The following is a 26,421-nucleotide window of genomic DNA, read 5'->3' as shown; positions in this document are numbered from 1 at the left end:
GAAGGCCGCCCGAGGGGCGGCCTTCTTCCGTTTCACGGGCCGTTCCTCCCCTCCTCCCGGAAGGAACGCACACACCATGGACCTCGGTCGACTCCTCGACGACACCTGCCCGCCCTTCGCCCTGCTCCGCCGCCGAACACCCGGACGTGACCATGACACCGTCGAGGTGCTGATCGGCACGGTCCACGAGGCGGAACGCCTCGCCGACCTCCCCGTCGGGGCGCGGCCCACGCTCGCCCTGGTGCCGTTCCGGCAGCTGCGGGAGCGCGGCTTCGACGTACGCGACGACGGGACGCCGCTGTCGGTGCTCGTCGCCGACGAGGCGTACGAGCTGCCGCTCGCGGAGGTGCTGGAGCGGCTGCCCGCGCACGACGTGGTGGTGGAGGGCGGGGCCTTCGACGTCTCGGACGAGGAGTACGCCGGGACCGTGCGGCGGGTCATCGAGGACGAGATCGGGCGGGGGGAGGGCGCGAACTTCGTCATCCGGCGTACGTACCGGGGCGCGATCCCCGGGTTCGGGCGGCGGGACGCGCTGGCGCTGTTCCGGCGGCTGCTCGCCGGTGAGCGGGGCGCGTACTGGACCTTCGTGGTACACACCGGTGAGCGCACCCTGGTGGGCGCGAGCCCGGAGGTACACGTCCGCATGTCGGGTGGGAGGGGCGAGCGCGAAGCGCTCTCGTTCGAGGGTGGTGGGGGGAGACGGGCGGGGACGGTGGTGATGAACCCGATCAGCGGCACGTACCGCTATCCGGCGGGCGGGCCGACGGCCGAGGACCTGCTCGCCTTCCTCGCCGACCGCAAGGAGACCGACGAGCTCTCCATGGTCGTGGACGAGGAACTGAAGATGATGTGCACCGTCGGCGACATGGGCGGTGTGGTGGTCGGGCCGCGGCTGAAGGAGATGGCCCACCTGGCGCACACCGAGTACGAGCTGCGCGGCCGCTCCTCGCTGGACGTGCGGGAGGTGCTGCGCGAGACGATGTTCGCGGCCACGGTCACCGGGTCGCCGGTACAGAACGCCTGCCGGGTCATCGAGCGCCATGAGACCGGCGGGCGGGGCTACTACGCGGGCGCCCTGGCGCTGCTCGGGACGGACGCGAGCGGGGCGCAGACGCTGGACTCGCCGATCCTCATCCGTACAGCCGACATCGCGGCCGACGGCGAGCTGCGCGTCCCGGTCGGCGCCACGCTGGTGCGGCACTCGGTCCCGGAGAGCGAGGTCGCCGAGACGCATGCCAAGGCGGCGGGTGTGCTGACGGCGCTGGGGGTGCGTCCGGGGCGGCCGCGCGAGGAGTCCGCACGGCCGGCGCGGCTGGCGGAGGACCCGCGGGTGCGGGCGGCGCTGGACGCGCGCCGCGCCGACCTGGCGCCGTTCTGGCTCAAGATGCAGGACCGGGACGCCGCCCCGGCCGCCGGACACGCCCTGGTGGTGGACGCGGAGGACACCTTCACGGCGATGCTCGCGCACGTGCTGCGCGCCGCGGGCCTGGAGGTGACGGTCCGCCGCTACGACGAGCCGGGGCTGCGGGAGGCGGTGCTCGCGCACGAGGGTCCGGTGGTGCTGGGGCCCGGGCCCGGCGACCCGGGCGACCTCGCCGACCCGAAGATGCGCTCGCTGCGGGCGCTCGCCGCCGAGCTCGTACGCCGGGCGGGCGGCCACCCGCACGGCCTGCTCGGGGTGTGCCTCGGGCACGAGCTGATCGCGGCCGAGCTGGGGCTGCCGATCGTGCGCAAGGAGGTGCCGTTCCAGGGGGCCCAGGTGCGGATCGACCTGTTCGGCACGCCGGAGACGGTGGGCTTCTACAACAGCTTCACGGCCCGCTGCGACGACGGGGCCGCCGCCGAGCTCGCGGCGCACGGAGTGGAGATCAGCCGCGAGGCGGCGACGGGCGAGGTGCACGCGCTGCGCGGGTCGGGCTTCGCGGGCGTGCAGTTCCACCCGGAGTCGGTGCTGACGCTGCGCGGCGCGGCGGTCGTACGGGAGTTGCTGCGGGAGCTGGAGGTCAGCCCGCGGTGAGGTCGCCGGGCGGCGGGACCAGGACGTTCTCGCTGCGGCGGCCGGCTTCGTAGTCGGTGATGTTCCGCACCGTCGTCGCGATGATCTCGGTCACCGCCTCGACGGTGTAGTACGCCTGGTGGGAGGTGACCACGACGTTCGGGAAGGTCATCAGCCGGGCGAGGGTGTCGTCGGTGACGGGCTCCAGGGACTTGTCCAGGTAGAAGAGCCCGGCCTCCGCCTCGTAGACGTCGAGGCCGACGCCGGTGAAGCGGCCGGCGCGCAGCTCGGTGACGAGGGCGTCCGTGTCGATCAGGCCGCCGCGGCTGGAGTTCACCAGGATGGCGTCGTCCTTCATGGCCTTGAGCGCGGCGGCGTCGACCAGGTGGCGGGTCTCCGGCACCAGCGGCACGTGCAGGGTGAGGACGTCGGCGGCGGCGAAGAGCTCGTCCTTCTCGACGTACCGCATGCCGAGCGCGACGCAGGCGGGGTTGGGGCCATGTCCCAGCCGAGGAGCTCCATGCCGAAGCCGTGGGCGATCCGGGTGAACGCCTCGCCGATCCTGCCGGTGCCGAGGACGCCGGCCGTGCGGCCGTGCAGGTCGTGGCCGAGCAGTCCGTCGAGGCGGAAGTCGAAGTCGCGGGTGCGGATGGCGGCGCGGACGAGGCGGCGGTTGACCGCCGTCGCGAGGGCCCAGGCGAATTCCGCCACGGAGTACGGCGAGTAGGAGGAGACGCGGGCGACGGTGAGGCCCAGCTGCTGGGCGGCGGTCAGGTCGATGTTGTTGAAGCCGGTGGAGCGCTGGGCGATCATCCGCGTGCCGCCGGCCGCGAGGGCGTGCAGCACGCGGGCGTCGAGGTCGGCGTTGACGCTGGTGGAGACGGCTTCGTACCCGGCGGCGAGGGGGGCGGTGTCCCCGGTGAGGAAGACGTCCAGGCAGCGGAGGTCGTGGTGGCCCGCGAAGGCCGCCTCCATCAGCGGCTTCTCGTCCGTTTGCACGCCGAAGGCCAGGACTTCCACGGTCTGTCTCCCTTCGCCCGGATAGCGCGAATATACGACCGCCCCCGGGCCCGCGCCGGTCGGCCGGAGCCGGCCGGAGCCGGCCGGCGCGGCCCTGTCAGCCGAAGAAGACCCCGGCCTCCTCGTACAGCTTCGGGTCGACCGTCTTCAGGCGGGCCGTCGCCTCGCGGATCGGGACGCGGACGATGTCCGTCCCCCGCAGGGCGACCATGGTGCCGAAGTCACCGTCGCGTACGGCGTCGATGGCATGGAGGCCGAAGCGGGTGGCCAGCCAGCGGTCGAAGGCGCTCGGCGTGCCGCCGCGCTGGACATGGCCGGGGACGGTGGTCCTGGCCTCCTTGCCGGTGCGCTTCTCGATCTCCTTGGCCAGCCACTCGCCGACCCCGGAGAGCCGGACGTGACCGAAGGAGTCGAGCGTCCCGTCCTTCAGGACCATGTCGCCGTCCTTGGGCATGGCTCCCTCGGCGACGACGACGATCGGCGCGTACGAGGCCCGGAAGCGCGAGGTCACCCAGGCGCAGACCTGGTCGACGTCGAAGCGCTGCTCGGGGATGAGGATGACGTTGGCGCCGCCGGCGAGGCCGGAGTGGAGGGCGATCCAGCCGGCGTGACGGCCCATCACCTCGACGACGAGGACCCGCATGTGGGACTCGGCGGTGGTGTGGAGGCGGTCGATGGCCTCGGTGGCGATCCCGACGGCGGTGTCGAAGCCGAAGGTGTAGTCGGTGGCGGACAGGTCGTTGTCGATGGTCTTGGGCACGCCGACGCAGGGGACGCCGTGCTCGTCGCCGATGCGGGCGGCGACACCGAGGGTGTCCTCGCCGCCGATCGCGATGAGCGCGTCCACCTCCTGCTTGGCGAGGTTCTGCTTGATGCGGCGGACGCCGTCCGCCGCCGTGAGGGGGTTGGTGCGCGAGGAGCCGAGGATGGTGCCGCCGCGCGGCAGGATGCCGCGCACGGCGGGGATGTCGAGGCGTACGGTGTCGCCCTCCAGGGGGCCTCGCCAGCCGTCCCGGAAGCCGGTGAACTCGTAGCCGTACTCCTGGACACCCTTGCGGACGATGCCGCGGATGACCGCGTTCAGGCCGGGGCAGTCTCCGCCGCCGGTCAGTACTCCCACCCGCATGGACCGTTTCCCTTCGTCGTCACCGAGGGCTGCACGGTCACGGTAAGGGTGACCCAGCTCACTCCGGGACGGTACGAAAGGTGAATTCCGGGCGGGCGTAGGGAAGTTACGCGCGCCCCGCGCGGGCTTACGCGTCGTCCAGGCCGCGCTCTATCGCGTACCGCACGAGCTCGACGCGGTTGTGCAGCTGGAGCTTGCCGAGCGTGTTCTGAACGTGGTTCTGGACGGTGCGGTGGGAGATGACCAGGCGCTCGGCGATCTGCTTGTAGCTCAGGCCCTTGGCGACCAGCCGCAGCACCTCGGTCTCGCGCTCGGTGAGCTGCGGCGCCTTCGGCTCGTCCCGCCCGGTGGCGGGGGCGGGATCGGAGGCCAGCCGCCGGTACTCCCCGAGGACGAGCCCGGCCAGGCCCGGCGTGAAGACCGGGTCCCCGACGGCGGTACGGCGCACGGCGTCGATCAGCTCCTCGGTGCTGGCCGACTTCAGCAGGTAGCCGGTCGCGCCGGACTTCACCGCCTCCAGCACGTCGGCGTGCTCGCCGCTCGCGGACAGCACCAGCACGCGCAGCGCCGGGTTGGCGGCGACGAGCTCCTTGCAGACCTGGACCCCCGGCTTGGCGGGCAGGTTCAGGTCCAGGACGAGGACGTCCGGGGAGACCGCCTGGGCGCGGCGGACCGCCTGCTCCCCGTCGCCCGCGGTGGCGACCACGTCGAACCCGGCCTCGGCCAGGTCGCGGGCGACCGCGTCCCGCCACATCGGATGGTCGTCGACGACCATCACCTTCGTCTGCTGCTGCGTCATTTCGTCGCCTTCCCCCGTGGAACCTTCAATTCGACTTCTGTGCCCTGGCCCGGGACCGAGATCAGCTCGGCCGTGCCGCCCAGGTCGCGGAGCCTGCCGCGGATGGAGAGCGCCACCCCCATGCGCCCCTCTCCCTCCGCCTGCGCGAGCCGCCCCTCCGGGATGCCCGGCCCGTCGTCCCGTACCGTCACGATCACCTCGTCGGGCCAGTCCTCGACGAGGATCCACGCCTGGGCGCCCTCGCCGGCGTGTCTGCGGACATTGTCCAGGGCGGCACCGACAGCGGCCGCCAGCTCCTTCGCCGCGGCGGGCGGCAGCAGCACCGGAGCGCCCGGTTCCGAGAAGGTGACCCGCGATCCGGCGTGCGGGGCCAGCAGGCTGCGCAGGTCGACGGGGGCGCCGGGGGCGGTGTCGTCGTCGTCCGGCTCCTCCACCACGCGGACCACCGCGCCCTGGGACTCGTCCTCGGAGACGTGCGAGGTCGGGGTCAGGCCGCCCGCCACCAGGGTGCGCAGCGCCACCTCCTGCTCCCCCGCCATCCGGCCGAGCTCGGCGGCCTCGCCGCCCAGCGCCGTCCCCCGGCGCTGGACCATGGCCAGCACCTGGAGGACGGAGTCGTGGATGTCGCGGGCCAGCCGCTCGCGCTCGCGGGTGGCGGCCTCGATCTCCAGGGCCCGCGCGAGGGTGCGCTCGGAGGCGCGGGCCACCTCCACGACGTAACCGATGGCGATGGAGGCCACCCACACGAGCAGGACGTTGTGGAGGGTGTCCCGGCTGGGCTGGCCGCGTTCGACGATGTTGGCGACGGCCACCAGGGACGAGGCGAGGGCGGCCCAGCGCCAGCCGCCCTTGATGGCGTACGCGAGGACCGATCCGGCGGTCCAGATGGTCGGCAGCGTCGAGCCGTCGAACGTCTGGGCGTGCACGTCGGCGAGCGGCGTCAGCAGGATGCCGGTGAGGGCGAGGGTGAGGTCGGCGATGAGGAACCGCTTGGTGCAGCCCGCGGCACCGGCGACCTTCGGGAGGGTGGCCAGCGTCCACACCGACATCACGGCGAGGAACGCGATGGCCACCCAGGGGCGCTCGAACTTGTCGCGGGTGAAGACGAACAGCAGCACCGCGTACACCATGGTGAGCACGCGGTACGCGGTCAGAGCACGCCACAGCGGCTGCTCCACGGACATGCGCACGACGCGCTCGCGCTTGGCCAACTTCCCCACCCCTGGATGTACAGCGGAACGTACGGACCGTACGGCGCCGTCAGGCGCCGGACTGCTCGCGCGACGCGGCCTTCGCCGCTTCCTTCGCGGCCTCCTTGGCCGCTTCCTTGGCCGCCTTCTCGGCGTCGGCGATCTGGCGCTTGGCGGCGGTCGCGTAGATGTCGACGTACTCCTGGCCGGACAGCTTCATGATCTCGTACATCACCTCGTCGGTGACCGAGCGCAGGATGAACCGGTCGCCGTCCATGCCGTGGTAGCGGCTGAAGTCCAGCGGCTTGCCGATGCGGATGCCCGGGCGCATGAGCTTGGGGACGACCTTGCCGGGCGGCTGGATCTTCTCGGTGTCGATCATCGCGACCGGGATGACCGGCGCCCCGGTGGCCAGCGCCACGCGTGCGAGGCCGCCGGGCTTGCCGCGGTAGAGCCGGCCGTCCGGCGAGCGGGTGCCCTCGGGGTAGATGCCGAAGAGCTCACCGCGCTCGATGACCTCGATACCGCTCTTGATCGCCGCCTCGCCGGCGCCGCGGGCACCCGAGCGGTCCACCGGCAGCTGGCCGACGCCCTTGAAGAACGCGGCCGTCAGCTTGCCCTTCACGCCGGGCGAGGTGAAGTACTCGGCCTTGGCGATGAAGGTCACCTTGCGGTCGAGGACCGCGGGCAGGAAGAAGGAGTCCGAGAAGGAGAGGTGGTTGCTCGCGAGGATCGCCGGCCCCTCGGCGGGAATGTTCTCGAGGCCCTCCACCCAGGGCCTGAAGGCGAGCTTCAGCGTCCCTCCGATGGAGAACTTCATTGCGCCGTAGATCAAGTTTCGAGTGCCTCTCCTGTGTTCCGTCGAACAGACCATAACCCGTGCGGCGCCTGGGCTCTTCCTGATGGGCTGATGGGTGGGACGACGGCCCTGGTCGGTGTCGGTCCGGTCGCGTACGGTGAAGTACACCTCCTTCCCGAGATCCACCCCCGCCCCATCGATCACCCTTTCCCGAACAGGAGACCCCCGTGCCGGTCGTCCCCGGAGCCGAGCCGTACCGCCACGAGGGCGGCCGGGTCGGCGTGCTGCTCTGTCACGGTTTCACCGGCTCGCCGCGGTCCATGCGGCCCTGGGCCGAGTACCTGGCCGCACGCGGCCTGACGGTGTCGCTGCCGCTGCTGCCCGGGCACGGCACCCGCTGGCAGGACATGCAGGTGACTGGCTGGCAGGACTGGTACGCGGAGGTGGACCGCGAGCTGCGGGCGCTGCTGGCGCGGTGCGAGCAGGTCTTCGTCTTCGGGCTCTCCATGGGCGGGGCGCTCACCCTGCGGCTCGCCGCCCGGCACGGCGACGCCGTGCGGGGCATCGTGCTGGTGAACCCGGCGAACAAGATCCACGGGCTCGCCGCCCACGCGCTGCCGGTCGTGCGCCACCTCGTCCCGTCGCGGCCCGGCATCGTGGACGACATAGCCAAGGAGGGCATGACGGAGGCCGGGTACGACCGGGTGCCGCTGCACGCCGCGCACTCGGTGCGGCGGTTCTTCCGGATGGTCGACGGCGAGCTTCCGCAGGTCACGCAGCCGGTGCTGCTGCTGCACAGCCCGCAGGACCACGTGGTGTCGCCGGCCGACTCGGCCCGCATCCTGAGCCGGATCTCCTCGGTGGACGTCCGGGAGATCCTGCTGGAACAGAGCTACCACGTGGCGACGTTGGACCACGACGCGGAGCGGATCTTCGAGGAGAGTTACGCGTTCATCGGCCGGCTCGCTCCGGGCGTCGGCGAGAAGGGGAGCACCACCGGTGGCTGAGCAGCACGACTCGGACAAGCGGGACGAGCAGCCGTTCGACGAAGAGGCGGCGTGGGCGGCGATCGTCGCGGGGTACGGCGAGGAGCCGGCGGACCCGCCGGGCGTGAAGCCGTTCACGTTCAAGGCCGTGGAGGACCTGGCGCTGCCGGAGGGCGACGTCAACGGGGACCTCGAGGACGGCGGCGGGGAGACCCGCGACGCGGGCGGGGCCGCCGACCGGCCGCTGGGCAGCTCGGTGGTCTTCGCGCCCGGCGTCGGAGGCGGCGGCCCGCGCGACTACGAGCTGCCCGAGGCCAAGGACGAGGACCTCGACGCATCGGACGAGGGCCACTTCGTGCCGCCGGAGCCGCCCCCGCTGCCGGAGGCGGACACGACCGCGAAGTTCGCGTGGCTCGGCGTGGTCGGCGGCCCGGTGCTGATGCTGGTCGCGGTGCTGCTGCAGTGGGACATGACGTGGTGGCTCACCACGCTGTGCGTCGGTGGCTTCGTCGGCGGCTTCCTCACGCTGGTGGCCCGGATGCGCCACGGCGACGAGGAGGACGACGACCCGGGCCGGGGTGCCGTGGTCTAGGGCCTGATCCGGAAGACACCCCCTAAACGGTCCGGGCGGTATCGCCGGGCACCCTGAGCGCCGCCAGGACCGGGAGGTGGTCCGTGGCCGCGCGCAGGTCCGTGTCCGTGATGCCCGGCAGGCCCCGCGGGACGCCGCAGCCGAGCACCTCGACGCCCTTCGTGGCGAAGACCGCGTCGATCCGCTTGCGCGGCTCGCCGGGCGGCCAGGTGAGCTCGCCGCCCCAGGGCCGTACCGCCCAGCAGTCCTGGAGCTCGGCCGCGAGCCGCCGGAACGCGTTCCCGTCCGGCTCGTCGTTGACGTCGCCCGCCACGATCGCGTGCGGCGCGTCCAGGGCGGCCAGCCGGTCCAGCGCCATCCCGGCCTGGGCGTACCGCTCGTCGGAGCGCAGGCTCAGGTGGCAGCCGACCAGCCCGAGCCGGGCGCCCCCGACGCGTACGACCGCCGTCGCGAGGCCCCGCCGGTGCAGGCCGGGCGTGAGCGGCAGCAGGACGTCCTCGGTGCGCTCGACCGTCACCCTCAGCGAGCACAGCAGCAGCGGACCGGCCGCGCTCGCGCCACCCGTCAGCACGACCAGCTCGCTCTTCTTGGCCAGCCGTGCGGCGTGCTTGCGCCACCGGAAGAAGCGGGGCGCCTCCTGGACGAAGACGACGTCGGGCCGGCACGCCCGGATCACCCGCGCGAGCGCGTCCTCGTCGTCGCGCAGCGAGCGGACGTTGTAGCTCAGCACCCGGATGACGGCGGAACCATCGGGCTCGGTACGGGAGTTGGGCAGGTCGTCGAGCGTCATACCAGCACGATATGACGGTGCCCGCCGCATCCGGGTGAGGACGCGGCGGGCACCGTGAGACGGAACGTTCAGCCCTGGCGGGCCAGGTCCGCCGCGCCGACGAGCCCGGCCTTGCCGCCCAGCTGGGCCGCGAGCACCTGGGCGTGCGGGCGGTAGCGGCCGCCCACCAGCCAGCGGCGGAAGGACTTGCGGATCGGGCCGAGGACCAGCTCGCCCTCGTCCGAGACACCGCCGCCGACGATGAAGGCCGACGGGTCGAACAGCGACGCCAGGTCGGCGAGGCCCGCCCCGGCCCAGCGGGCCAGCTCGCGGAACGAGTCGACGGCGACCGGGCAGCCCTGGCGGGCGGCGTCGCTGATGTGCTTGCCCTCGATGCCCTCGGGGGTGCCGTCGCCCAGCGCCAGCAGGATCGTGGCGTTCTCCGGGGTGGCGGCGGCGCGCTGCTTGGCGTACCGCACGAGGGCGCGCCCGGAGGCGTACTGCTCCCAGCAGCCCTGGCTGCCGCAGCCGCACAGCAGGCCGTCCGGCACCACCCGGATGTGGCCGAACTCGGCGGCCACGCCGAAGCGGCCGCGGCGCAGCTTGTTGCCGATGATGATGCCGCCGCCGAGTCCCGTGCCGAGGGTGATGCAGATGACGTCGTCGTGGCCCTGGCCGGCGCCGAAGCGGTACTCGCCCCACGCGGCGGCGTTCGCGTCGTTCTCCACGACCACCGGGAGGCCGGTGCGCTGCTCGACCTTGTCCTTCAGCGGCTCGTGCCGCCAGTGGATGTTCGGCGCGAACAGGACGGTGGCGCGCTTGTCGTCGACGTAACCGGCGGCACCGATGCCGACCGCCTCGATCTCATGGCCCTTGCCCGCTTCGGCGACGGCGGCGCAGATCGCGTCGACGATGCCGTCGGCGGTCGGCGGGGTGGGCACCTTGTGGATGTCGAGGATCGTGCCCTCTTCGTCGACCACTCCGGCCGCGATCTTCGTGCCGCCGATGTCGACGCCGATGGTGAGTCCCATGTGTCCCTCAGTTTTCGGTCGAGCCCCGCTACGGCCAACCGTACCCGAGGGCGGGCACGGAGCTCTCGGTCCCGGCCCCTCAGTCCAGGTCGATGTGCTCGCTGGGGTCCGGGCCTTCGCGGTCGTCGCGGTGGTCGCCGGGGTCGGCCTTCTTGGCCGCCGGCCGGCCCTGGGTCCAGCGGCGCTCCTGGCCCTCGACGGCGGAGCGGTACGCGGCGAGCAGTTCGCTGCCGGCGGCGGCGAGGTGGTCGAAGACCTCGGGGTTGCGCTCGATCACCGGCTCCACGGCCGACTTGGCCTGGCTGACGAGCTGCTGCACGGCGTTCTGCGCGCCCGCGCCGAGCAGCGGGGTGCGCAGCGAGGCGACCTTGTCGGCGACCGCGTCGACGAGCTTGCGCAGCTCCTCGGCGGCGGTGCCGGGCGGCGGTCCGGCCGGCCCGCGGCGGCGCGCCCGCTCGGCGTCCAGGTCCTCGGCGCAGGCCCTCGCCCAGGCGTCGGCGTCGGGATGCTGGGTGGCATCGCTCATGGCGTACTCCTGCGGCTGCTGCGGCTGTGTGGCTGGGTCACCCTCGACGTTACCGCGTACGGGGCCACAAATCCGGGTCGGGTGTGAAGCGCACGCTCAGCACGCCGTCCGCGAGGCCCGCGCCCGTGACGGTGCAGCGGCGCAGGGCGGACGGCAGCGGCACGATGCGGCGGAACGGGCCGACCGTGAGCACGAGTTCGTCACCCCGGCGGACGAGCCCGAGGTCGGGCTTGCCGGCTCCGGGCAGCGGGATCCGCCAGACCAGCACGCCGTCGGGGTCGCGGCGGTCCTCGACGGCCCACTCCGGCGCGGGCCGGGCGCTTCCGGGAGGTACGTCAAGGGGCGCGAGGTCGTCGGCGGAGCGGGGCGCGTGCCCCAGGTGCGGCACCTCCCGCACCTCGTGCACGCCGTCGCCGAGGTCCTCGTACAGCGCCTTCAGGTGGTCCTGCTGCTGGGCGGCGAGGCCGGAGAGCCACGGGTCGGGGGAGGCGGTCGGCAGGATCCGGTTGGCGACGGCCGTGTCGACGGCGAGGCCGTACAGGGCGAGCCCCGCGCGGGCGGTGCGCAGCGCGGCGGCGGCGGCCGGTCCCGGCTCGGCCACGAGCCGCACCGAGGTCGTCGGGGCCTCGACGAGCGCCTGGACGGCGGCGAGTTCGCCGTCCCAGCGGCCCGCGGTCTCGTACAGCCACTCGGCGGGCATCGGTACGCCGGCGAGCTGCGCGAGCATCGGCCGCAGCGCGCGGGCGGCCTGCCGCTCGGGCGGCAGCAGCCGCCGCAGGTAGCGGCGCAGCTGCGCGGGCAGGGCCAGTACGGCGAGGGCGTCGGGCAGCGGCGGCATGTCGACGACGACGAGGTCCCAGTCCCCGGCGGCGGCGTCCCGCAGCGCCCGCAGGAGCGCGAACCGGTCGCTGCCGGGCAGCTCGGTGAGCTCCTCCTCCGCGAAGGGGGCCGCGCCCAGCAGACCGAGCGCGGCGCCGGCGCGCTCCTGGAAGGCGAGGAGCTCGGCGCGGAAGTGCGCGCCGGAGTCGATGCGGCGGACGACGGGGCCGTCACCGTCCGGGAAGCGGTCCCGGAACCACTCGCCGGGCGCCCGGTCGGCGGTGACGAGCAGGACCCGCCGCCCCTGCCGGGCGCTGCCGATTGCGGTCGCGGCGGCGAGGGTGGTGCGGCCGGCGCCGCCGGGGCCGGTGACGAGGAGGGTGCGCATGGCGCCCCACGCTACCGGGGCGACCCCCGGGGGCCGGGACGAGGCCCGGGCCCGGGGGCCATGAATGTGCGGTGCGTGCCGGGCGTCGTGAGCCCGGGGGGCGCCCGGGGGGGGGCGCCTTAGGACGCGGTCGCCTCGACGCGCTTCTTCAGGCCGTCCAGGGCCCGGTCGATGATGACCTTCTCGGCCTTGCGCTTGATCATGCCGAGCATCGGGATCTTGACGTCGACCGTCAGCCGGTACGTCACCTTGGTGCGGGTGCCGCCCGCGAGCGGGGCCAGGTGGTACGTGCCGTCCAGCGCGCGGAGCATCTGGGACTTGACCAGCGTCCAGCTGACCTCGTCGTCGCCGGTCCAGGTGTACGCCAGGGTGTGCTCGTCCCTGATCGCGCCCGCGTCCAGCAGCAGCCGGACCTTCTCGGCGCGGCCGGCGGCGTCCGTCGAGAGGACCTCGGCCTCCTTCACCTCGCCCGTCCACTCGGGGTAGCGCGCGAAGTCGGCGATCACGCCCATGACGTCGGCCGGCGCCGCCTCGATCTCAATGCTCGAGCTGGTGTGTTCCGCCATCGCTGTGGCTCCTTGGGTGAGTCTGAGGTGGGAAGGTTATCGCGTGGCCGCGGCTCACCATTCCAGGGCCCACGGCGTCCCGGTCGACGCGAAATGGCCGACGTTCACGCACTCCGTCGCCCCCACCCGCATCCGCCGAACCAGCGGCTGGTGGACGTGCCCGAACAGCGCATACCGCGGCCTCGTCCGCCGGATCGCGGCGAGCAGCGCACGGCTGCCGCGCTCGAAGCGGCGGGCGACCGTGTCGTAGGTGAGCTCCGGCAGCTCCGGCGGAATGTGCGAGCACAGCACGTCCACCTCGCCGAGCGCCTCGACCTTCGCCGCGTACTCCTCGTCGGAGATCTCGTACGGCGTGCGCATCGGGGTGCGCAGCCCGCCGCCGACGAAACCGAAGACGCGGCCGCCGATCTCGACACGCTGCCCGTCCAGGACGGTGGTGCCGGGGCGGGCGTACTCGTGCCAGAGACCGGGCATGTCGACGTTCCCGTACGTCGCGTACGTCGGTGTCGGGAAGGCGGCGAAGAGCTCGGCGTACTGCGTGCGCACGGCCGCCTCGATGGCGCTCTCGCGGTCCACGTCCAGCTCGGCCCAGAGCCGGCGGCCCAGCTCGCGGGCCTCGTCGAAGCGGCGGGCGGTGCGCAGTTCGACGAGGCGGTCGGCGTTCTCGACGCCGAAGAGGTCGGGGAAGATGCCGCGCGAGTGGTCGTGGTAGTCGAGGAAGAGGACGAGGTCGCCGAGGCAGATGAGGGCGTCCGCGCCGTCCCCTGCCTTGGCCAGGTCCTCGGCGTTCCCGTGGACGTCACTGATCACGTTGACCCTCGTGCCTCGCATAACCCCCCACCCTAAGTGCTCGGACCTGCGGTTACTTCCGAGTCTTCACGACAGTGGACTACTGTGCGCGAAGCACCCGTGAACACGTGTGACGCAGCGAACATTCGGCCGGGGCCCCTATCGGGAACCTAGTACTGGTCGGTAACGTCCGGGCAGTCCAGTCGTGCTCACCCCCACCGAGCACCTGCCCGATCATGGACCGCAGCCGGTGCATCACACAGAGCCGTGGCGCCGGCGCCCGATGAGGAGCAGCAGTCTTGCGCGAGTTCAGCCTTCCGGCCCTGTACGAGGTCCCCACGGACGGCAATCTGACGGATCTCATCCGCCGCAATGCCGCGCAGCACCCGGACGTGGCTGTCATGGGCCGCAAGGTGGCCGGTGCCTGGACGGACGTCACCGCCACCCAGTTCCTCGCCGAGGTGCGGGCCGCCGCCAAGGGCCTGATCGCGCAGGGCGTGCGCCCCGGCGACCGGGTGGGCCTCATCTCCCGCACCCGCTACGAGTGGGTGCAGATGGACTTCGCGATCTGGAGCGCGGGCGCGGTGACCGTGCCGGTGTACGAGACCAGTTCGCCGGAGCAGGTGCAGTGGATCCTGGGCGACTCGGGCGCGGTCGCGGTGATGGTCGAGAGCGACGCGCACGCCGCCGCCGTCGCGTCCGTACGCGACCGGCTGCCGGAGCTGCGGCACGTCTGGCAGATCGACAAGGGCGGGATCGACGAGCTGGTCGCGGCCGGCGCGGACGTCTCCGAGGAGACGGTCGACGAGCGCAGCGCCAGCGCCAAGGCCGACGACATCGCCACCATCGTCTACACCTCGGGCACCACCGGCCGTCCCAAGGGCTGTGTGCTGACCCACCGCAACTTCTTCGCCGAGTGCGGCAACGTCGTCGAGCGCCTCAAGCCGCTCTTCCGTACGGGCGAGTGCTCCGTGCTGCTCTTCCTGCCCGCCGCGCACGTCTTCGGCCGGCTGGTCGAGGTCGCCTCCGTCCTCGCGCCCATCCGCCTCGGCTGCGTCCCGGACATCAAGAACCTCACCGACGAACTCGCCTCCTTCCGCCCGACCCTGATCCTCGGCGTCCCGCGCGTCTTCGAGAAGGTCTACAACTCGGCGCGCGCCAAGGCGCAGGCGGACGGCAAGGGCAAGATCTTCGACAAGGCGGCGCAGACGGCGATCGCGTACAGCCGCGCCGTCGACTCCCCGCAGGGCGCGTCGTTCGGACTGCGGCTGAAGCACTTCGTCTTCGACAAGCTCGTCTACAGCAAGCTGCGCGCGGTGCTGGGCGGGCGCGGCGAGTTCGCCATCTCGGGCGGCGCGCCGCTGGGCGAGCGGCTCGGGCACTTCTTCCGGGGCATCGGCTTCACCGTGCTGGAGGGGTACGGCCTGACGGAGTCGTGCGCGGCGACGGCGTTCAACCCGTGGGACCGGCCGAAGATCGGCACGGTCGGCCAGCCGCTGCCCGGCTCGGTCGTACGGATCGCCGACGACGGCGAGGTGCTGCTGCACGGCGAGCACGTCTTCTCGGGCTACTGGAACAACGAGGCCGCGACCGCCGAGGCGCTGGCCGACGGCTGGTTCCACACGGGCGACATCGGCACGCTGGACGAGGACGGGTACCTCGCCATCACGGGCCGGAAGAAGGAGATCCTCGTCACCGCGGGCGGCAAGAACGTCGCCCCGGCGGTGATCGAGGACCGCATCCGGGGGCACGCCCTGGTCGCCGAGTGCATGGTCGTCGGCGACGGCCGGCCCTTCGTCGGCGCGCTGATCACGCTGGACGAGGAGTTCCTGGGCCGCTGGGCTGCGGAGCACGGCAAGCCGGCGGGCTCGACGGCGGCGTCCCTGCGGGAGGACGCGGAGCTGCTGGCGGAGGTCCAGCGGGCCGTGGACGACGGGAACGCGGCGGTCTCCAAGGCGGAGTCGGTGCGGAAGTTCCGGATCCTCGCGTCGCAGTTCACGGAGGAGGCGGGGCACATCACGCCGTCGCTGAAGCTGAAGCGGAACGTGGTGGCGAAGGACTTCGCGGACGAGATCGAAGCGATCTACCACGCCTAAGGCGTGGCCTCGCCTGGGTTACGCCTCGGGCTGCGCGCTCCGGCTCGCGCCGGCCTGCCCTCCCGGGCGCGGGGCCCGACGTCGGGGCTCGCCCCGGACCCGCTCGCCTGCGCTGGGCGGTGTTGTCTCCTCCACCCCTCCCCCTCGCCCTGCGGGCGTGGGGGGACCCCCACTTCCCAAAACCGGGGCTGCGCCCACCCTCCCCCGTAGCCCTTCGGGCACGGGCCTACAACCGGCAGGGCTACGGCCCGCAGGCGGGCGACGGCCCGGGGTGGGGCCGTGCAGGGTCGTCCCCGCAGCGGTTGGCGGCGCCGAGACCGTTCCGCGTCCGTACAGGCCAAGGCCGCCAGCCGCGAGGAGTCGAGCCCGGAGGGGTCCCGCCCCGCACCCCACCGGCGGCAGCCGCCCACGCGGAAGCGCGAACACGCCGGCGCCGCCAGCCTCCGCAGCCCCCGCCCACGCGGGCGCCCGCACGGCACGGAACCGCAAGCCGCCGCACCGCAAGCCCCCGCACCGCAGGCAACCGCCTCACAGCAGTCGCTGCAGCCGCTCCGCCAGCAAGTCCCAGCGCCACTTCTCCTCGACCCAGGCGCGGCCCCGTTCACCCATGCGGCGGCGGAGGTCCGGGTCCTGCAGGAGCGTGACGATGCGGTCGGCGCACTCCGCCGGGGAAGTGCCGCGGACGACCCAGCCCGTCTCGCCGTCGAGGACGGCGTCCGGCGCGCCCCCGGAGTCGCCGGCGACGACCGGGAGGCCGGTGGCGGAGGCCTCCAGGTAGACGATGCCGAGGCCCTCCACGTCGAGGCCGCCCCGCCGCGTACGGCACGGCATGGCGAAGACGTCGCCGGCGCCGTAGTGCGCGGGGAGCTCCTCCCACGGCACCGCTCCGGTGAAGCGTACGGATCCGGCCACGCCGGTCTCCGCGGCGAGGCGGCGCAGGTCCTTCTCGTACGGGCCGCCGCCCACGATCAGCAGGACCGCGTCGGGCACGCGGGCCAGGATCGCGGGCATGGCCCTGATCAGGGTGTCCTGGCCCTTGCGCGGGACGAGGCGCGAGACGCAGACGACGACCGGCCGCTCGGCGAGCCCGAGGCGCTCGCGCACGGCGTCGCCGCCCGAGCCGGGGTGGAAGGTCTTCTCGTCGACGCCCGGCGGCAGCTGCGCCATCCGCGCGGCGGCCTCGGGCGTCAGCGCGGCGGCGATGCGCGAGCGCGTGTACTCGCCGAGGTACGTGAGCGTGTCCGTGCCCTCGCCGATGCGCCGCAGCAGCTGGCGGGAGCCCGGCAGCTGGGCCCAGCCCGCCTCGTGGCCGTGGGTCGTGGCGACGATCCGCTTCGCGCCGGCCCGGCGCAGCGCGGGCGCCATGAGGCCGAGCGGCGCCGCCGCCCCGAACCACACCGACTCGCAGCCGTGCTCCCGCAGGAGCGCGACCGCCCGGGCGGTGACCCGGGGGGTGGGCAGCAGCATCGTCGTACGATCGCGGACAACCTGGAAGGGCTGTTCCGCGTCGAACAGAGCGGTCGCCTCGGCGCCCTCACGCCCCCGCTTCCAGGTGGAGGCGTACACAACAAGACGCTCGGGATCGAGCCTGAGCGCCATGTTGTGCAAGAACGCCTGAATCCCACCGGGTCTGGGCGGAAAGTCGTTGGTTACGATCAAGGTCTTGTGCATCGTTTGCATCAAGGCCGACAGTACCGAACGGCCCCGCTCCACTGCCCACGCGCGGTCTCCACCCCCCACCAGACGACGACGTAGACGTAGAGGTAGGCATGAAGGGCCCCATCCCCATATGGCTGCTGACCAGGACCCTCCTGCTCCTCCTCGTCTTCAAGGTGATGACCCTCCCGGGCCCCGACATCACCACGGACATCTCGCAGATCTACCGGGGCTGGTACGACGTGCTGCGGGCCGGCACGTACCCGATGGACGACGTGACCTGGCAGTACCCGCCGGCCGCCGCCCTCGCGGTCCTCTCCCCCGGCCTGCTGCCCTTCCTGGACTACGCCTCCGCCTTCTTCGTCCTCGCCTTCGCCTGCGACGCGGCCGTCTTCGGCCTGCTGCTGTACGCGGGCCGGCGCCCGGGCAAGTGCCTGTCGGGCGCCTGGGTGTGGGTCGCTGGCGTCCCGCTGCTGGGGCCGACGGCGTACGCGCGCTATGACCTGATGGTGACCGCCGTCGCCGTCGCCGCGCTGCTCGCGGGTGTCCGGCACCCGAGGATCATGGGGGCGCTGGCCGGTTTCGGCGCGATGCTGAAGGTCTGGCCGGTGCTGCTGCTCGCGGGCACGCGGCGCGGGCGCGTCACCCTGCGTTCGTGGACCGCCGCGGTGGCGACGGCGGCCGGGGTGCTGCTGCTCTGTACAGCGGCGATGCCGGGGGCGCTGGCGTTCCTGACGTTCCAGCGGGACCGGGGCACCGAGGTGGAGTCGCTGGGGGCGCTGGTGTTCCACGTGGCGCGGCACTTCGGCTGGGAGGGGCGGGCGACGCTGAACTACGGCTCGGTGGAGTTCCTCGGGCCGTACGTGCCGGTGGTGTCCACGGCCGCGCTGGCGCTGACGGTCGCGGCCTTCGGCTGGCTGCTGGTGTGGCGGGTGCGCGTGTGGCGTACGGGCGCGTTCGGGAAGACGACGCTGTGCGACGCGGCGTTCGTGGCGGTGCTGCTGTTCACCACCACGAGCCGGGTGATCAGCCCCCAGTACATGCTGTGGCTGGTCGGCCTGGCGTCGGTCTGCCTGGTCTTCCCGACGAGCCGGATGCGCACGGCGGCCCGGCTGGTGCTGGTGGCGACCGGGGTGACGCTGCTGGAGTTCCCGATCTGGTTCTCGCACGTGTCGGACAGCGACCCGCTGGGGCTGCTGCTCCTGCTGGTACGCAATGGGCTCCTGGTGGCGGCGACCCTGACGGCGTGCCGGGTGCTGTGGACGCAGACGGTCACGGAGCCGCGGCTGCGCGAGCGGGCCGCGGCGGTCCCGCCGCAGGACGGCACCGCGCCCGCGGACGACCGGGACGCCGACCGAAACCGGGTACTCACCTCCTGAGGCCCTCTGCCAGAATCCGATCATGGCCCCCTCCCACAGCCCGTCCCACAGCCCTTCCCCCAGCCCCTCCGACGCCCCTTCCGGTACGCCCACCACGCCGATCCGCTACCCACGGCCCCTGCGCCCCGGTGACCGCGTGGGCGTCACCTCCCCCTCCAGCGGCGTCCCCGAGGCGCTCCGCAAGCGCCTGGAGGTGGCCGTCGCGACGGTGGAGGCGCGGGGGTACGAGGTGGTCGTCGGCGACTGCATGGACGGCTCGGGGCACGTCAGCGCCCCGGCGGCGGAGCGCGCGGCGGAGCTGATGGCGATGCTGACGGACCCGGCCATCAGGGCCGTCGTGCCGCCGTGGGGCGGCGAGACCGCGATCGACCTGCTGCCGCTGCTCGACTTCGACCGGCTGCGCGAGGCCGAACCGACCTGGCTGGTCGGCTACTCGGACATGTCGACGATCCTCACGCCGCTGACTCTCCTGACCGGGATCGCGACCCTGCACGGCAACAACCTGATGGACACCCCCTACCGGGTGCCCGAGGGGCTGCTCTCCTGGCTGGACATCGCCGCCCTGCCCGAGGGGAGCCGGTTCGCCCAGACCCCGCCCGGCCGCCACCGCACCGGCGGCTGGGACGACTACAGCGCCTTCCCGGACGTGCGCGAGTACACCCTGAACGCCACCGGTACCTGGACCCGCCTGGACAGCGACGGCGACGGCGACGGCGACCTGGAAGTCGAGGGGCGCCTGATCGGCGGGTGCATCGAGACGGTGAGCAACGTGGCGGGCACGCCGTACGGCGACGTCACGGCGTTCGCCCGCGCCCACGCGCCCGAGGGGCTGCTCGTCTACGTGGAGGCGGTGGGCGACGACGACGCGCTCGAGATCTGCCGCAACCTCCACGGCATGCGCCTGGCCGGCTTCTTCGACGCCGCGAACGCCGTCCTGGTCGGCCGGACCTCGGCGCCCGACCGCGACTCGCTCACCCAACACGAGGCCGTGCTGGACGCGCTCGGCCCGCTCGGCGTGCCGATCATCGCCGGCGTCGAGTGCGGCCACGTCCCGCCGTATATGCCGCTCGTCAACGGCGCCCGCGCCCGTGTCGTCCTGACGCCGACCCGCCAGGAGCTCGTCCAGACGCTGGACTGACGGCGCGGGGCGGGGCGGCGAGGTCCTCAGCCCAGCCGCTCCCGCACGTAGCCGCGCCACCGGGCGGTGAACTCCTCCGGGGTCGTGCCCAGCACCTCGCGCAGCGCCTGCGCCACGGCCTGCTCCCGGGCCTCGCGGCGCCGGTGCGCGCCCACCGCGCGGTAGAAGGCCCGCAGCTCCGGCTCGCCCCACCGGTCGGCGATCAGCGCGCAGGCCAGCCAGCCGCCCTCGTACGCGCGAGCCAGGGCTTCCGCGTCGCCGGTGAAGGCGAAGTCCCCGTCGGACGGCAGTCCCGCGGGGGTACGGCCCGCGCGCACCGCGTCCCGCAGCGCGGGCGCCGCCTGGCCGGCCGGGTGGGCCGTGCCCCGGTAGGCCGCCCAGTCGGCGAAGCCCTCGGAGAGCCACATCGGGGTCGCCGCCGAGGTGCGGGTGCGGGTGGCCACGTGGGCCGTCTCGTGGGTGAGCACCATGTCCTGGCCGACTCCGCTGAGTTCGGTGTACGCCTCGGGGTTGACGACCACCCGGTCCGCCGGGGCGTCCGGCCCTCCCCCGGCCCGGCCGGTCGTCACCGCGGCGATGCCCCGGTGCCGGTCGGCCGGCGCCCCGAGCAGCGCGCCCATGCCCTCCAGCGAGCCGGGAACGAGCACCACCACGCGCCCGGGCCAGGGACCGGCCCAGGCGGCCGACACCGCCGGAACCGCCCGGTCCGCCGTGGCCGCGACGGCCCGCAGCCGCTCCGGGTCCTGCCCGGAGCCGAGGACCAGGCTGCGACGCCCGCGTACGACCTGGAGAGCGCCCTGGTCCCACAGCTGCTGGGCGGCGCCCTGCGCGGGCCGGTCGGACGTCACCTGCCAGCGGCCGTCCCGCCGCGCGAGCCGCAGGGTGCGCTCGGTGGTGACGGGGCCACTGTCGTACCCGGCGATGCGGTAGCCGAGCTCGGCGCGGACGGTGGCCCGCCCGTCGCCGTCCTGCCGCGCCCGCGTGATCCGGTACGACCAGGAGGCCAGCTCCACGCCGGCGAGGTCACCGGAGCGGACGGCCGCCGCCCACCGGTCCACCGCCGCCCGGAGCTCCTCGGCGCCCGCCGTCGTCTTTGGGGCCGTACAGCCGGAGGAGATGCCGGAGAACAGCAGGGGGCCGAACGCCGCCACCACCGCCCGCCTCCGCACCACCACCCGGCGATCGTACGGTCAGACGCGCGTGACCGCCGAGATGGGCATCATGCCCACCGGGTCGTAGCGCACCGGCGCGCCCGGGTAGGGGGCGTGGACGACCTGGCCGTTGCCCATGTACATCCCGATGTGGCTGGCGTCGGAGCGGTACGTCACCAGATCGCCGGGGCGCGCCTCGGAGAGCGGCACGTGGCGTCCCGCGTTGCGCTGGGCCTGCGAGGTGCGCGGCAGGCTGACGCCCGCCTGTGCGTACGCCCACTGCGTGAGGCCCGAGCAGTCGAAGCCGTACGGCCCGTTGGCGCCCCAGATGTAGGGGCGCCCGAGGGCGGAGCGGGCCGCCCGGACCGCGGCGGCCGCCCGCTCGGACGCGGCCTCGCCCGCGGGGCCCTCGACGCCTTCGGCGCCTTCGAGCGGGGGCAGGCCGTCGCGCCCGGAGCGCGAGGCCCGGTCGAGGCTGTCGCGCTCCTCGGCGGTCAGGGAGTTGAGCAGCGTCCGCGCCTCGGCCAGCTTGCGCTCGACGAGCCGCTTGTGGCGGGCGACGGCGGCCCGGCTGCGCTCCAGCTCGGCCAGCTGGCGGGTGGCCTCCGCGCGCTGCTGGCCCAGCAGGCGCTGGGCGCGCCGCAGTTCGGTGAGGGCGTGGGCCTGCCGCTCGCTGATCCGGTCGAGGGTGGCGGCCTTGTCGAGGTAGGTGTCGGGGTCGTCGGAGAGCAGCAGCGCGAGCGCCGGGTCCATGCCGCCGGAGCGGTACTGGGCGCCGGCGACCGTGCCGAGCGCGCCGCGCATGTGGTTGATGCGCTCCTGGCCGCGGGCGACGGCGTCCTGGGTGCGGGAGACCTGCTCGCGCAGGGCGTCGGCGCGTTCGTCGGCCTGGTTGAACCCCTCGGTGGCCTTCTCGGCCTCCTCGAAGAGCCGGTCGACCCTGGCCCGGGTGGCCTCCGTGGTGTCGGCCGGCTCACCGGGGGCCGCGCCCGCGGGGGCCGCGCCGAGGGCGGCCGCCGCGGTGGCCGCCGCGGCGGAGAGGACCGTGACCGTCGCGTTCCGGGTGGCCTGGGTGAGACCCGTGAAACCCGTGAGACCCGACGGCGAGGACCGGCGATGGGACGCCACGAACCGCGCTCCCTTCAGCTGTGTGCGTTGCGCGCCAGACAGTAGCCGGACGGCTACGCACAGGCCAAAGGCCACGGGAGGCCCCGGAGGGCTCGAACAGCGGCGCCCCGCCGGTAGACCGCAAGGTCACCGGCGGGGCGGAGCGTCAACTGAAGGGATCGTGATTCCCCTGATCAGGGGAGTGTACGGGCGCGTCCCGAGGGGCCCGGTACGTCAGATGCGGACGCCGAACTGGAACGTGCCCAGCCAGTCCATCGACTCGTACCGGACGACCGTCCCGGGCTTCGGGGCGTGCAGGACGGTGTTGTTGCCCGCGTACAGGCCGACGTGCGAAAGGCCGTTGAAGAAGACCAGGTCGCCGGGCTTGAGCTGGCTGCGGCCGATCTTCACACCGTCGTTCTGCTGGGTGTAGGTGGTGCGGGTGAGGCTGACGCCGGCCTGGCGGTAGGCCCACTGGGTCAGGCCGGAGCAGTCGTAGGCGTTGGGGCCCTCGGCGCCGGAGATGTACGGCTTGCCCACCTGGGTGTCGGCGGCCGCGAGGGCGGCGGCGCCGCGCGCCGAGGCGGGGACCTCGTTGCCGAGCTCCACGCGGTCGCTCGCGGCGCGGCTGGCGCGCTGCTCCTCCTCCTGCATCTTGGCGCGCTCGGCGGCGGTGAGCGTGTTGAGGAGCTTCTGGGCCTCGGCGAGCTTGCCCTGGAAGGCCTTCTTCTTCTCGCCGAGCGTCTTGCGGACGTCCTCGAGGTCGGCGAGCTTCGCGGTCGCCTCGGCGCGCTCCTGGGCGAGGGTGCGCTGCTTGGCCTGGATGGTCTCCAGGACCTCGGCCTGCTTGGCGCTCAACTGGTCGACGGCGGAGGCCTTGTCGAGGTAGTCGTCCGGGTTGGAGGAGAGGAAGAGCTGGAGGGAGGGGTCCATGCCGCCGGCGCGGTACTGGGCGCTGGCCACCGAACCGATGCTGTCGCGCAGCGTGTTGAGCTCTTCCTGGCCGCGCGCCACCTTGTCCTGGAGGGCGCTGATCTCCTTCTGGAGCTTCTCGCGCTGCTCTTCGGCGAGGTTGTACTGCTCCGTGGCCTCCTCGGCCTCGTGGTGGAGCTTGTCGACCTTGGCCTTGACCTCGCTCTTGCTCGGCTTGGGGTCTGCCTGAGCGGCCTGGGAGGACAGGGCGACGGCAGCGGCGGCGGTCGCGGTGAGCACGGTCACGCGGGCACGGCTCGGCTGCTTGGGACGACGGTGGGACGCCACGGAGGCGAGCTCCTTCTCCTTCGAGAGCCGCCTCGGCCCTTCGGGGACTGCGCGGGAGAGGCGGTTCCTTCGCTGTCACCCCGGGTGGGCGATCAACTGCGCGAAGGTTCGAGCAGACCCTAGTGACCATGCTGTGATCAGTTCAAATCCTCATGCGAAAAATCTCGCTCAGGGGCCCCATTCTTTACACACATTCCACGCTGCGTCATGAGCACTTGACGGTACGTTCGCGCAACTGATTTCTCAGAACGGGTCGAATTCGGGCAAGAGGCCCGGGAATTCACGAGAGCCGCGAAAGGCGCTTCAACAGCAGCGCGGAGGAGACCGGCCGCGCACCCGACTTGGCCACGCCGTCGGCCACCTCGCGGTCCGTGGAGACCACGACCACGGGCCGGCCCGGCGGCTCCGCGCGCACCAGCTGACGGATCAGTTCGTCCGCCGTCACGCCCGGCTTGGAGAACAGCACCCGCACCCCGCGCGGCGGCGCGAGCAGCACCGGCGCGGCGAGTTCGGCGCCGTCGAAGACACAGGTGACCTCCGCGCCCGTGCGGGCGGCCAGCGCCGACAGGCCGCCGAGCAGCCGCAGCCGCTGCTTCTCCAGCGGCATCGTCGGATAGCCGGTCTTGGTGACGTTGTAGCCGTCCACGACCATGTGCGCCTGCGGCAGCGCCAGCAACTGGTCGAGCAGCGCCGGGTCGGTCTCCGACAGGGCGCGCGCCGCGATGTCCTTGGGCGACATCCGGCCCGGCTCGACCGCGTCGACGGTGTCCGCCGGGTGGACCGAGACCGGCGGCAGCGCCAGCTCGCGGCGCAGGCCCTGCGCCGACTCCAGGACGGTGTCCAGCAGCAGCCGCACCCGCATGTCCTCCACCGAGCGCCCCTCCCGGGCGGCCCGGCGGCTGGCTTCCAGGGCGGCCTCCGTCTCACCGAGCCGCGCCTTGAGGCGCCGCGTCTCGCTCTCGGCGGCGGAGACCTGCGCCGCCGCCTCGGCCCGGATCGCGTCGATGTCCGCCTGCGTACGGCGCAGGGCGGCCTCGCCGCGCTTGACGTCGCTCTGCGCGCTGCGGAGCTTGCGGTGAAGCGATTCGGCTTCCTTGCGGGCCGCGTCCAGCTCGGCGCGCAGCCGCTCCGTCTCCGTACGCGTCTGCGCCCGCGCCTCGGCGAGCTCCGCACGCAGCCGCTCCAGCTCCCGGCGCCCCTCCTCGTCGGCGCGCTCGGCGTCCGCCCGCTGGGCCTCCTCGCCGGCCGCGGCGACGAGCTTCGCCCAGCCGGCGGGGCGCAGCACGTAGGCGGCCGCGGCGACGTCGACGGGGTCGGCGGCCGCCGGCGGCGAGCCGCCCTCGACCGCACCGGCCAGCTCCGGCTGCGCCTCCTTGAACCGCTCGCCGATCCGCTGCCGGAAGACCGGGTCGCCCTCCAGGGCGGCAGCCATGGCGTTGCCCGCGAACTTGACCCGGCGGGACGGGGTGAAACGGGCGTACTGCCGCAACTGGGCGGGCAGTTCCGCGACGGTCAGACCGCCGAAGGCGTCCGACACCAGTGCGACGACCCGGCGCCGCACCCCCTCGGGCAGCGGGCGGTCGAGCGCCTCGGCGGCGTCTCCGGCCGCGCCGGCCGGTTCAGCACCGCTTGCGGGCTGCTCCACGTTCTCACCCCACTACCCGTCGTCCTCGCCCCCGCCGGGCCTCCCGTCAGGAGGCGGCGTCCGGCCTGTCCACCAGCTCGATCTGGTCCACCGCGCTGCACCAGCGGCAGCGGACCGACTCGATGGTCTCACTGACCACCTCGCGCTCCTCGACCTTCGGCTCACCGGCGAGGTCCAGATGGACGTACTCGACGACCTTGGAAGACCTGGTCACGTCGAAGCGCGTCAGATTGCCGCAGAGCGCGCACCGCCAGCGGGTCGTCGCGGTCGGCAGGGGAACCGTCGTCATGGGTTGCCGTCCTCTTTCGTACCGGTCGTGCCGGGTGCGAGCCCGCGGTGCGCCATCGAACTGCGGATGTACTGCCCGTAACCCTACGGCCTCACGGGTACCCCTGTGGCCCGGCGAGGCACCCTGTCCCGCTCCCTCCCTTTACGTCATGATCTGTGCATGATCGAGCGGGGTCCGGTGGTGACGTACGGCGTCATGGCGGCGTGCTGTCTGGTCTTCCTGATCAGTCCGGTGTCCGGCCTGAACCACGAGTACGGCACCGGTGACGCGCTCCTCGCGGCGCAGAGCGCGTACTTCCGGCGCTGGGGGGTGATCCCCGCCGAACTGCTGACCGGCACCCCCGGCGCGCTGCCGTCCCCGCTGACGGCCCTCTTCGTCCACGGAAGCTGGCTGCACCTCCTCGGCAACATGCTGTTCCTCTACGTCTTCGGCGCCATGGCCGAGGAACGGCTCGGGCACCTGGAGTTCGCCCTCTTCTACGTGGGCTGCGGCTACCTCGCGCTCGTCGGCTACGCCGTGGCCCACGCGCACTCCGCGCAGACCCTCGTCGGCGGCTCGGGCGCCATCTCCGGAGTCCTCGGCGCCTTCCTGTTCCTCTTCCCGAAGGCCCGCGTCACCAGCCTCTTCCCCTTCCTCTTCTTCCTGCCCCTGCGCTTCCCCGCCTGGATCGTGCTGGTCTTCTGGTGCGTCCTCCAGTGGCTGGCGGCCCGCGGCGCGGGCGCCGGGCCCGGGGTCGCGTACCTGGCGCACCTGGTGGGCTTCGGCCTGGGGTTCCTCTACGCGTGGGTCCGGTACGGGTGGAGGGCTAGAGTGAAGGCCCAGACAGCGGGCCCCGAGGGAGAAGGACAGCCGTGATCACCGCGATCGTGCTCATCAAGACCAGCGTGGACCGCATCCCCGAGATCGCCGAGTCGATCGCCGCGCTGGAGAACGTCAGCGAGGTCTTCTCCGTCACCGGCACGTACGACCTGATCGCCATGGTGCGGGTGGCCAAGCACGACGACCTGGCGGACGTCATCCCGGGCCGCATCAGCAAGATCCCGGGTGTCGAGGCGACGGACACGCACGTCGCGTTCCGCACGTACTCGCAGCACGACCTGGAGGCGGCGTTCGCGATCGGCCTCGACGCGTAGGTTGCTCTCGCGGGGGGCGTGGGTGCTGCCCGGTGGGCGGCTTTCCGCTGCGCGGTGCTTGCCGCCCGGTGGGCTTGGGCGGGTGCCGGGGGTTCCGGTGGGGGGTGGTCGGACTCTCGTTCACCGCGCTTCGCGCGAGTTCAGTCGTTTTACGTCCGACCACCCCCCACG

The 26,421-nt window shown here is 73.2% G+C and carries 24 protein-coding genes and 1 pseudogene; 8 read left to right on the top strand and 17 right to left on the bottom strand.

What is annotated here, in order from left to right; all coding sequences use genetic code 11:
• Positions 1–76: 76 nt before the first annotated feature.
• Entirely contained in the window at positions 77–2,017 is a 1,941-nt protein-coding gene (locus ACZ42X_RS21750) for an anthranilate synthase family protein (RefSeq protein ID WP_468292510.1), read from the top strand.
• Here the strand turns inward: ACZ42X_RS21750 and ACZ42X_RS21745 are convergent.
• From ACZ42X_RS21745 to ACZ42X_RS21725, 5 genes and pseudogenes are all read right to left on the bottom strand, one after another.
• Positions 2,004–3,016 (bottom strand): annotated as a pseudogene (locus ACZ42X_RS21745) (2-hydroxyacid dehydrogenase). The gene ACZ42X_RS21750 and the pseudogene ACZ42X_RS21745 sit on opposite strands and share 14 nt — an antisense overlap.
• A gap of 97 nt (positions 3,017–3,113) precedes the next feature.
• Entirely contained in the window at positions 3,114–4,142 is a 1,029-nt protein-coding gene (locus ACZ42X_RS21740) for a 6-phosphofructokinase (protein WP_468292507.1), read from the bottom strand.
• 127 nt (positions 4,143–4,269) lie between these two features.
• Positions 4,270–4,941: a response regulator transcription factor gene (locus tag ACZ42X_RS21735; protein WP_361414486.1), complete on the bottom strand. Its 672-nt coding sequence runs from the start codon at positions 4,939–4,941 to the stop codon at positions 4,270–4,272.
• The gene (gene macS, locus ACZ42X_RS21730) at positions 4,938–6,152 is read right to left on the bottom strand and encodes a MacS family sensor histidine kinase (protein WP_468292503.1); all 1,215 of its coding nucleotides are present in this window, start codon (positions 6,150–6,152) and stop codon (positions 4,938–4,940) included. Before macS ends, ACZ42X_RS21735 begins: the two co-directional genes overlap by 4 nt.
• A gap of 49 nt (positions 6,153–6,201) precedes the next feature.
• Positions 6,202–6,951, bottom strand: a complete 750-nt coding sequence (locus ACZ42X_RS21725) for a lysophospholipid acyltransferase family protein (RefSeq protein WP_468293378.1) — start codon at positions 6,949–6,951, stop codon at positions 6,202–6,204.
• Positions 6,952–7,157: 206 nt separating this feature from the next.
• Between ACZ42X_RS21725 and ACZ42X_RS21720 the strand changes: the two genes are divergently transcribed.
• Positions 7,158–7,937 carry an alpha/beta hydrolase gene (locus tag ACZ42X_RS21720; protein WP_468292500.1) on the top strand — a complete coding sequence of 260 codons (780 nt, stop codon included), beginning with the start codon at positions 7,158–7,160 and terminating at the stop codon, positions 7,935–7,937.
• Complete coding sequence (locus ACZ42X_RS21715; RefSeq protein ID WP_468292497.1) at positions 7,930–8,508, top strand: hypothetical protein; 579 nt, start codon at positions 7,930–7,932, stop codon at positions 8,506–8,508. The genes ACZ42X_RS21720 and ACZ42X_RS21715 overlap by 8 nt, the downstream gene beginning before the upstream one ends.
• A 22-nt stretch (positions 8,509–8,530) precedes the next feature.
• On the opposite strand, the gene ACZ42X_RS21710 is transcribed toward ACZ42X_RS21715, so the two are convergent.
• The 6 genes from ACZ42X_RS21710 to ACZ42X_RS21685 all read right to left on the bottom strand — a co-directional run bounded on the left by ACZ42X_RS21710 (position 8,531) and on the right by ACZ42X_RS21685 (position 13,438).
• Complete coding sequence (locus tag ACZ42X_RS21710; RefSeq protein ID WP_468292494.1) at positions 8,531–9,298, bottom strand: endonuclease/exonuclease/phosphatase family protein; 768 nt, start codon at positions 9,296–9,298, stop codon at positions 8,531–8,533.
• Between the two features lie 68 nt (positions 9,299–9,366).
• A complete protein-coding gene (locus ACZ42X_RS21705) occupies positions 9,367–10,308 on the bottom strand; it encodes an ROK family glucokinase (protein ID WP_361414476.1) in 942 nt (313 codons plus the stop codon).
• Between the two features lie 79 nt (positions 10,309–10,387).
• Positions 10,388–10,834, bottom strand: a complete 447-nt coding sequence (locus tag ACZ42X_RS21700) for a DUF5304 domain-containing protein (protein WP_468292490.1) — start codon at positions 10,832–10,834, stop codon at positions 10,388–10,390.
• A 49-nt stretch (positions 10,835–10,883) separates the two neighbouring features.
• Positions 10,884–12,041 carry an ArsA family ATPase gene (locus ACZ42X_RS21695; RefSeq protein ID WP_468292487.1) on the bottom strand — a complete coding sequence of 386 codons (1,158 nt, stop codon included), beginning with the start codon at positions 12,039–12,041 and terminating at the stop codon, positions 10,884–10,886.
• A 119-nt stretch (positions 12,042–12,160) separates the two neighbouring features.
• Positions 12,161–12,607 (bottom strand): SRPBCC family protein, encoded by a 447-nt coding sequence (locus ACZ42X_RS21690; RefSeq protein ID WP_468292485.1) that lies wholly within the window; start codon positions 12,605–12,607, stop codon positions 12,161–12,163.
• 54 nt (positions 12,608–12,661) lie between these two features.
• On the bottom strand, positions 12,662–13,438 hold the full coding sequence (locus tag ACZ42X_RS21685) for a metallophosphoesterase family protein (RefSeq protein ID WP_468292482.1): 777 nt from the start codon (positions 13,436–13,438) through the stop codon (positions 12,662–12,664).
• A 257-nt stretch (positions 13,439–13,695) separates the two neighbouring features.
• Between ACZ42X_RS21685 and ACZ42X_RS21680 the strand changes: the two genes are divergently transcribed.
• Entirely contained in the window at positions 13,696–15,492 is a 1,797-nt protein-coding gene (locus ACZ42X_RS21680) for an AMP-dependent synthetase/ligase (RefSeq protein ID WP_468292480.1), read from the top strand.
• Positions 15,493–16,020: 528 nt separating this feature from the next.
• Here the strand turns inward: ACZ42X_RS21680 and ACZ42X_RS21675 are convergent.
• The gene (locus ACZ42X_RS21675) at positions 16,021–17,163 is read right to left on the bottom strand and encodes a glycosyltransferase family 4 protein (protein WP_468292478.1); all 1,143 of its coding nucleotides are present in this window, start codon (positions 17,161–17,163) and stop codon (positions 16,021–16,023) included.
• A gap of 98 nt (positions 17,164–17,261) precedes the next feature.
• On the opposite strand from ACZ42X_RS21675, the gene ACZ42X_RS21670 reads away from it, so the two are divergent.
• Together ACZ42X_RS21670 and ACZ42X_RS21665 are read left to right on the top strand one after the other, a co-directional pair.
• Positions 17,262–18,527 (top strand): glycosyltransferase 87 family protein, encoded by a 1,266-nt coding sequence (locus ACZ42X_RS21670; RefSeq protein ID WP_468292475.1) that lies wholly within the window; start codon positions 17,262–17,264, stop codon positions 18,525–18,527.
• Positions 18,528–18,549: 22 nt separating this feature from the next.
• Positions 18,550–19,665 carry a S66 family peptidase gene (locus tag ACZ42X_RS21665; RefSeq protein WP_468292472.1) on the top strand — a complete coding sequence of 372 codons (1,116 nt, stop codon included), beginning with the start codon at positions 18,550–18,552 and terminating at the stop codon, positions 19,663–19,665.
• A gap of 26 nt (positions 19,666–19,691) precedes the next feature.
• Here the strand turns inward: ACZ42X_RS21665 and ACZ42X_RS21660 are convergent, their stop codons facing one another.
• From ACZ42X_RS21660 to ACZ42X_RS21640, 5 genes are all read right to left on the bottom strand, one after another.
• Positions 19,692–20,834 carry a hypothetical protein gene (locus ACZ42X_RS21660; protein ID WP_468293375.1) on the bottom strand — a complete coding sequence of 381 codons (1,143 nt, stop codon included), beginning with the start codon at positions 20,832–20,834 and terminating at the stop codon, positions 19,692–19,694.
• Positions 20,835–20,855: 21 nt separating this feature from the next.
• Entirely contained in the window at positions 20,856–21,944 is a 1,089-nt protein-coding gene (locus ACZ42X_RS21655) for a C40 family peptidase (RefSeq protein ID WP_468292469.1), read from the bottom strand.
• A 213-nt stretch (positions 21,945–22,157) separates the two neighbouring features.
• Entirely contained in the window at positions 22,158–23,183 is a 1,026-nt protein-coding gene (locus ACZ42X_RS21650; protein WP_361414456.1) for a C40 family peptidase, read from the bottom strand.
• Positions 23,184–23,463: 280 nt separating this feature from the next.
• Entirely contained in the window at positions 23,464–24,828 is a 1,365-nt protein-coding gene (locus ACZ42X_RS21645; protein WP_468292465.1) for an NYN domain-containing protein, read from the bottom strand.
• A 46-nt stretch (positions 24,829–24,874) separates the two neighbouring features.
• The gene (locus tag ACZ42X_RS21640) at positions 24,875–25,117 is read right to left on the bottom strand and encodes a hypothetical protein (RefSeq protein WP_468292462.1); all 243 of its coding nucleotides are present in this window, start codon (positions 25,115–25,117) and stop codon (positions 24,875–24,877) included.
• Between the two features lie 159 nt (positions 25,118–25,276).
• On the opposite strand from ACZ42X_RS21640, the gene ACZ42X_RS21635 reads away from it, so the two are divergent.
• Both ACZ42X_RS21635 and ACZ42X_RS21630 read left to right on the top strand, forming a co-directional pair.
• On the top strand, positions 25,277–25,972 hold the full coding sequence (locus ACZ42X_RS21635) for a rhomboid family intramembrane serine protease (protein ID WP_361414450.1): 696 nt from the start codon (positions 25,277–25,279) through the stop codon (positions 25,970–25,972).
• Positions 25,969–26,250 carry an Lrp/AsnC family transcriptional regulator gene (locus ACZ42X_RS21630; RefSeq protein WP_267241175.1) on the top strand — a complete coding sequence of 94 codons (282 nt, stop codon included), beginning with the start codon at positions 25,969–25,971 and terminating at the stop codon, positions 26,248–26,250. The genes ACZ42X_RS21635 and ACZ42X_RS21630 overlap by 4 nt, the downstream gene beginning before the upstream one ends.
• The last annotated feature ends 171 nt before the right edge of the window (positions 26,251–26,421 follow it).

It is taken from the genome of Streptomyces sp. NPDC030862 (genome assembly GCF_055571835.1).
This window is presented reverse-complemented; position numbering and strand designations above follow the sequence as displayed.

Excerpts from the sequence above, each read along its gene's own strand:
- ACZ42X_RS21750 (WP_468292510.1), top strand. The coding sequence starts at position 77 with ATGGACCTCGGTCGACTCCTCGACGACACCTGCCCGCCCTTCGCCCTG.
- ACZ42X_RS21740 (WP_468292507.1), bottom strand. The coding sequence starts at position 4,142 with ATGCGGGTGGGAGTACTGACCGGCGGCGGAGACTGCCCCGGCCTGAAC.
- ACZ42X_RS21735 (WP_361414486.1), bottom strand. The coding sequence starts at position 4,941 with ATGACGCAGCAGCAGACGAAGGTGATGGTCGTCGACGACCATCCGATG.
- ACZ42X_RS21725 (WP_468293378.1), bottom strand. The coding sequence starts at position 6,951 with ATGAAGTTCTCCATCGGAGGGACGCTGAAGCTCGCCTTCAGGCCCTGG.
- ACZ42X_RS21710 (WP_468292494.1), bottom strand. The coding sequence starts at position 9,298 with ATGACGCTCGACGACCTGCCCAACTCCCGTACCGAGCCCGATGGTTCC.
- ACZ42X_RS21705 (WP_361414476.1), bottom strand. The coding sequence starts at position 10,308 with ATGGGACTCACCATCGGCGTCGACATCGGCGGCACGAAGATCGCGGCC.
- ACZ42X_RS21700 (WP_468292490.1), bottom strand. The coding sequence starts at position 10,834 with ATGAGCGATGCCACCCAGCATCCCGACGCCGACGCCTGGGCGAGGGCC.
- ACZ42X_RS21695 (WP_468292487.1), bottom strand. The coding sequence starts at position 12,041 with ATGCGCACCCTCCTCGTCACCGGCCCCGGCGGCGCCGGCCGCACCACC.
- ACZ42X_RS21690 (WP_468292485.1), bottom strand. The coding sequence starts at position 12,607 with ATGGCGGAACACACCAGCTCGAGCATTGAGATCGAGGCGGCGCCGGCC.
- ACZ42X_RS21685 (WP_468292482.1), bottom strand. The coding sequence starts at position 13,438 with ATGCGAGGCACGAGGGTCAACGTGATCAGTGACGTCCACGGGAACGCC.
- ACZ42X_RS21675 (WP_468292478.1), bottom strand. The coding sequence starts at position 17,163 with ATGCACAAGACCTTGATCGTAACCAACGACTTTCCGCCCAGACCCGGT.
- ACZ42X_RS21670 (WP_468292475.1), top strand. The coding sequence starts at position 17,262 with ATGAAGGGCCCCATCCCCATATGGCTGCTGACCAGGACCCTCCTGCTC.
- ACZ42X_RS21665 (WP_468292472.1), top strand. The coding sequence starts at position 18,550 with ATGGCCCCCTCCCACAGCCCGTCCCACAGCCCTTCCCCCAGCCCCTCC.
- ACZ42X_RS21640 (WP_468292462.1), bottom strand. The coding sequence starts at position 25,117 with ATGACGACGGTTCCCCTGCCGACCGCGACGACCCGCTGGCGGTGCGCG.
- ACZ42X_RS21635 (WP_361414450.1), top strand. The coding sequence starts at position 25,277 with ATGATCGAGCGGGGTCCGGTGGTGACGTACGGCGTCATGGCGGCGTGC.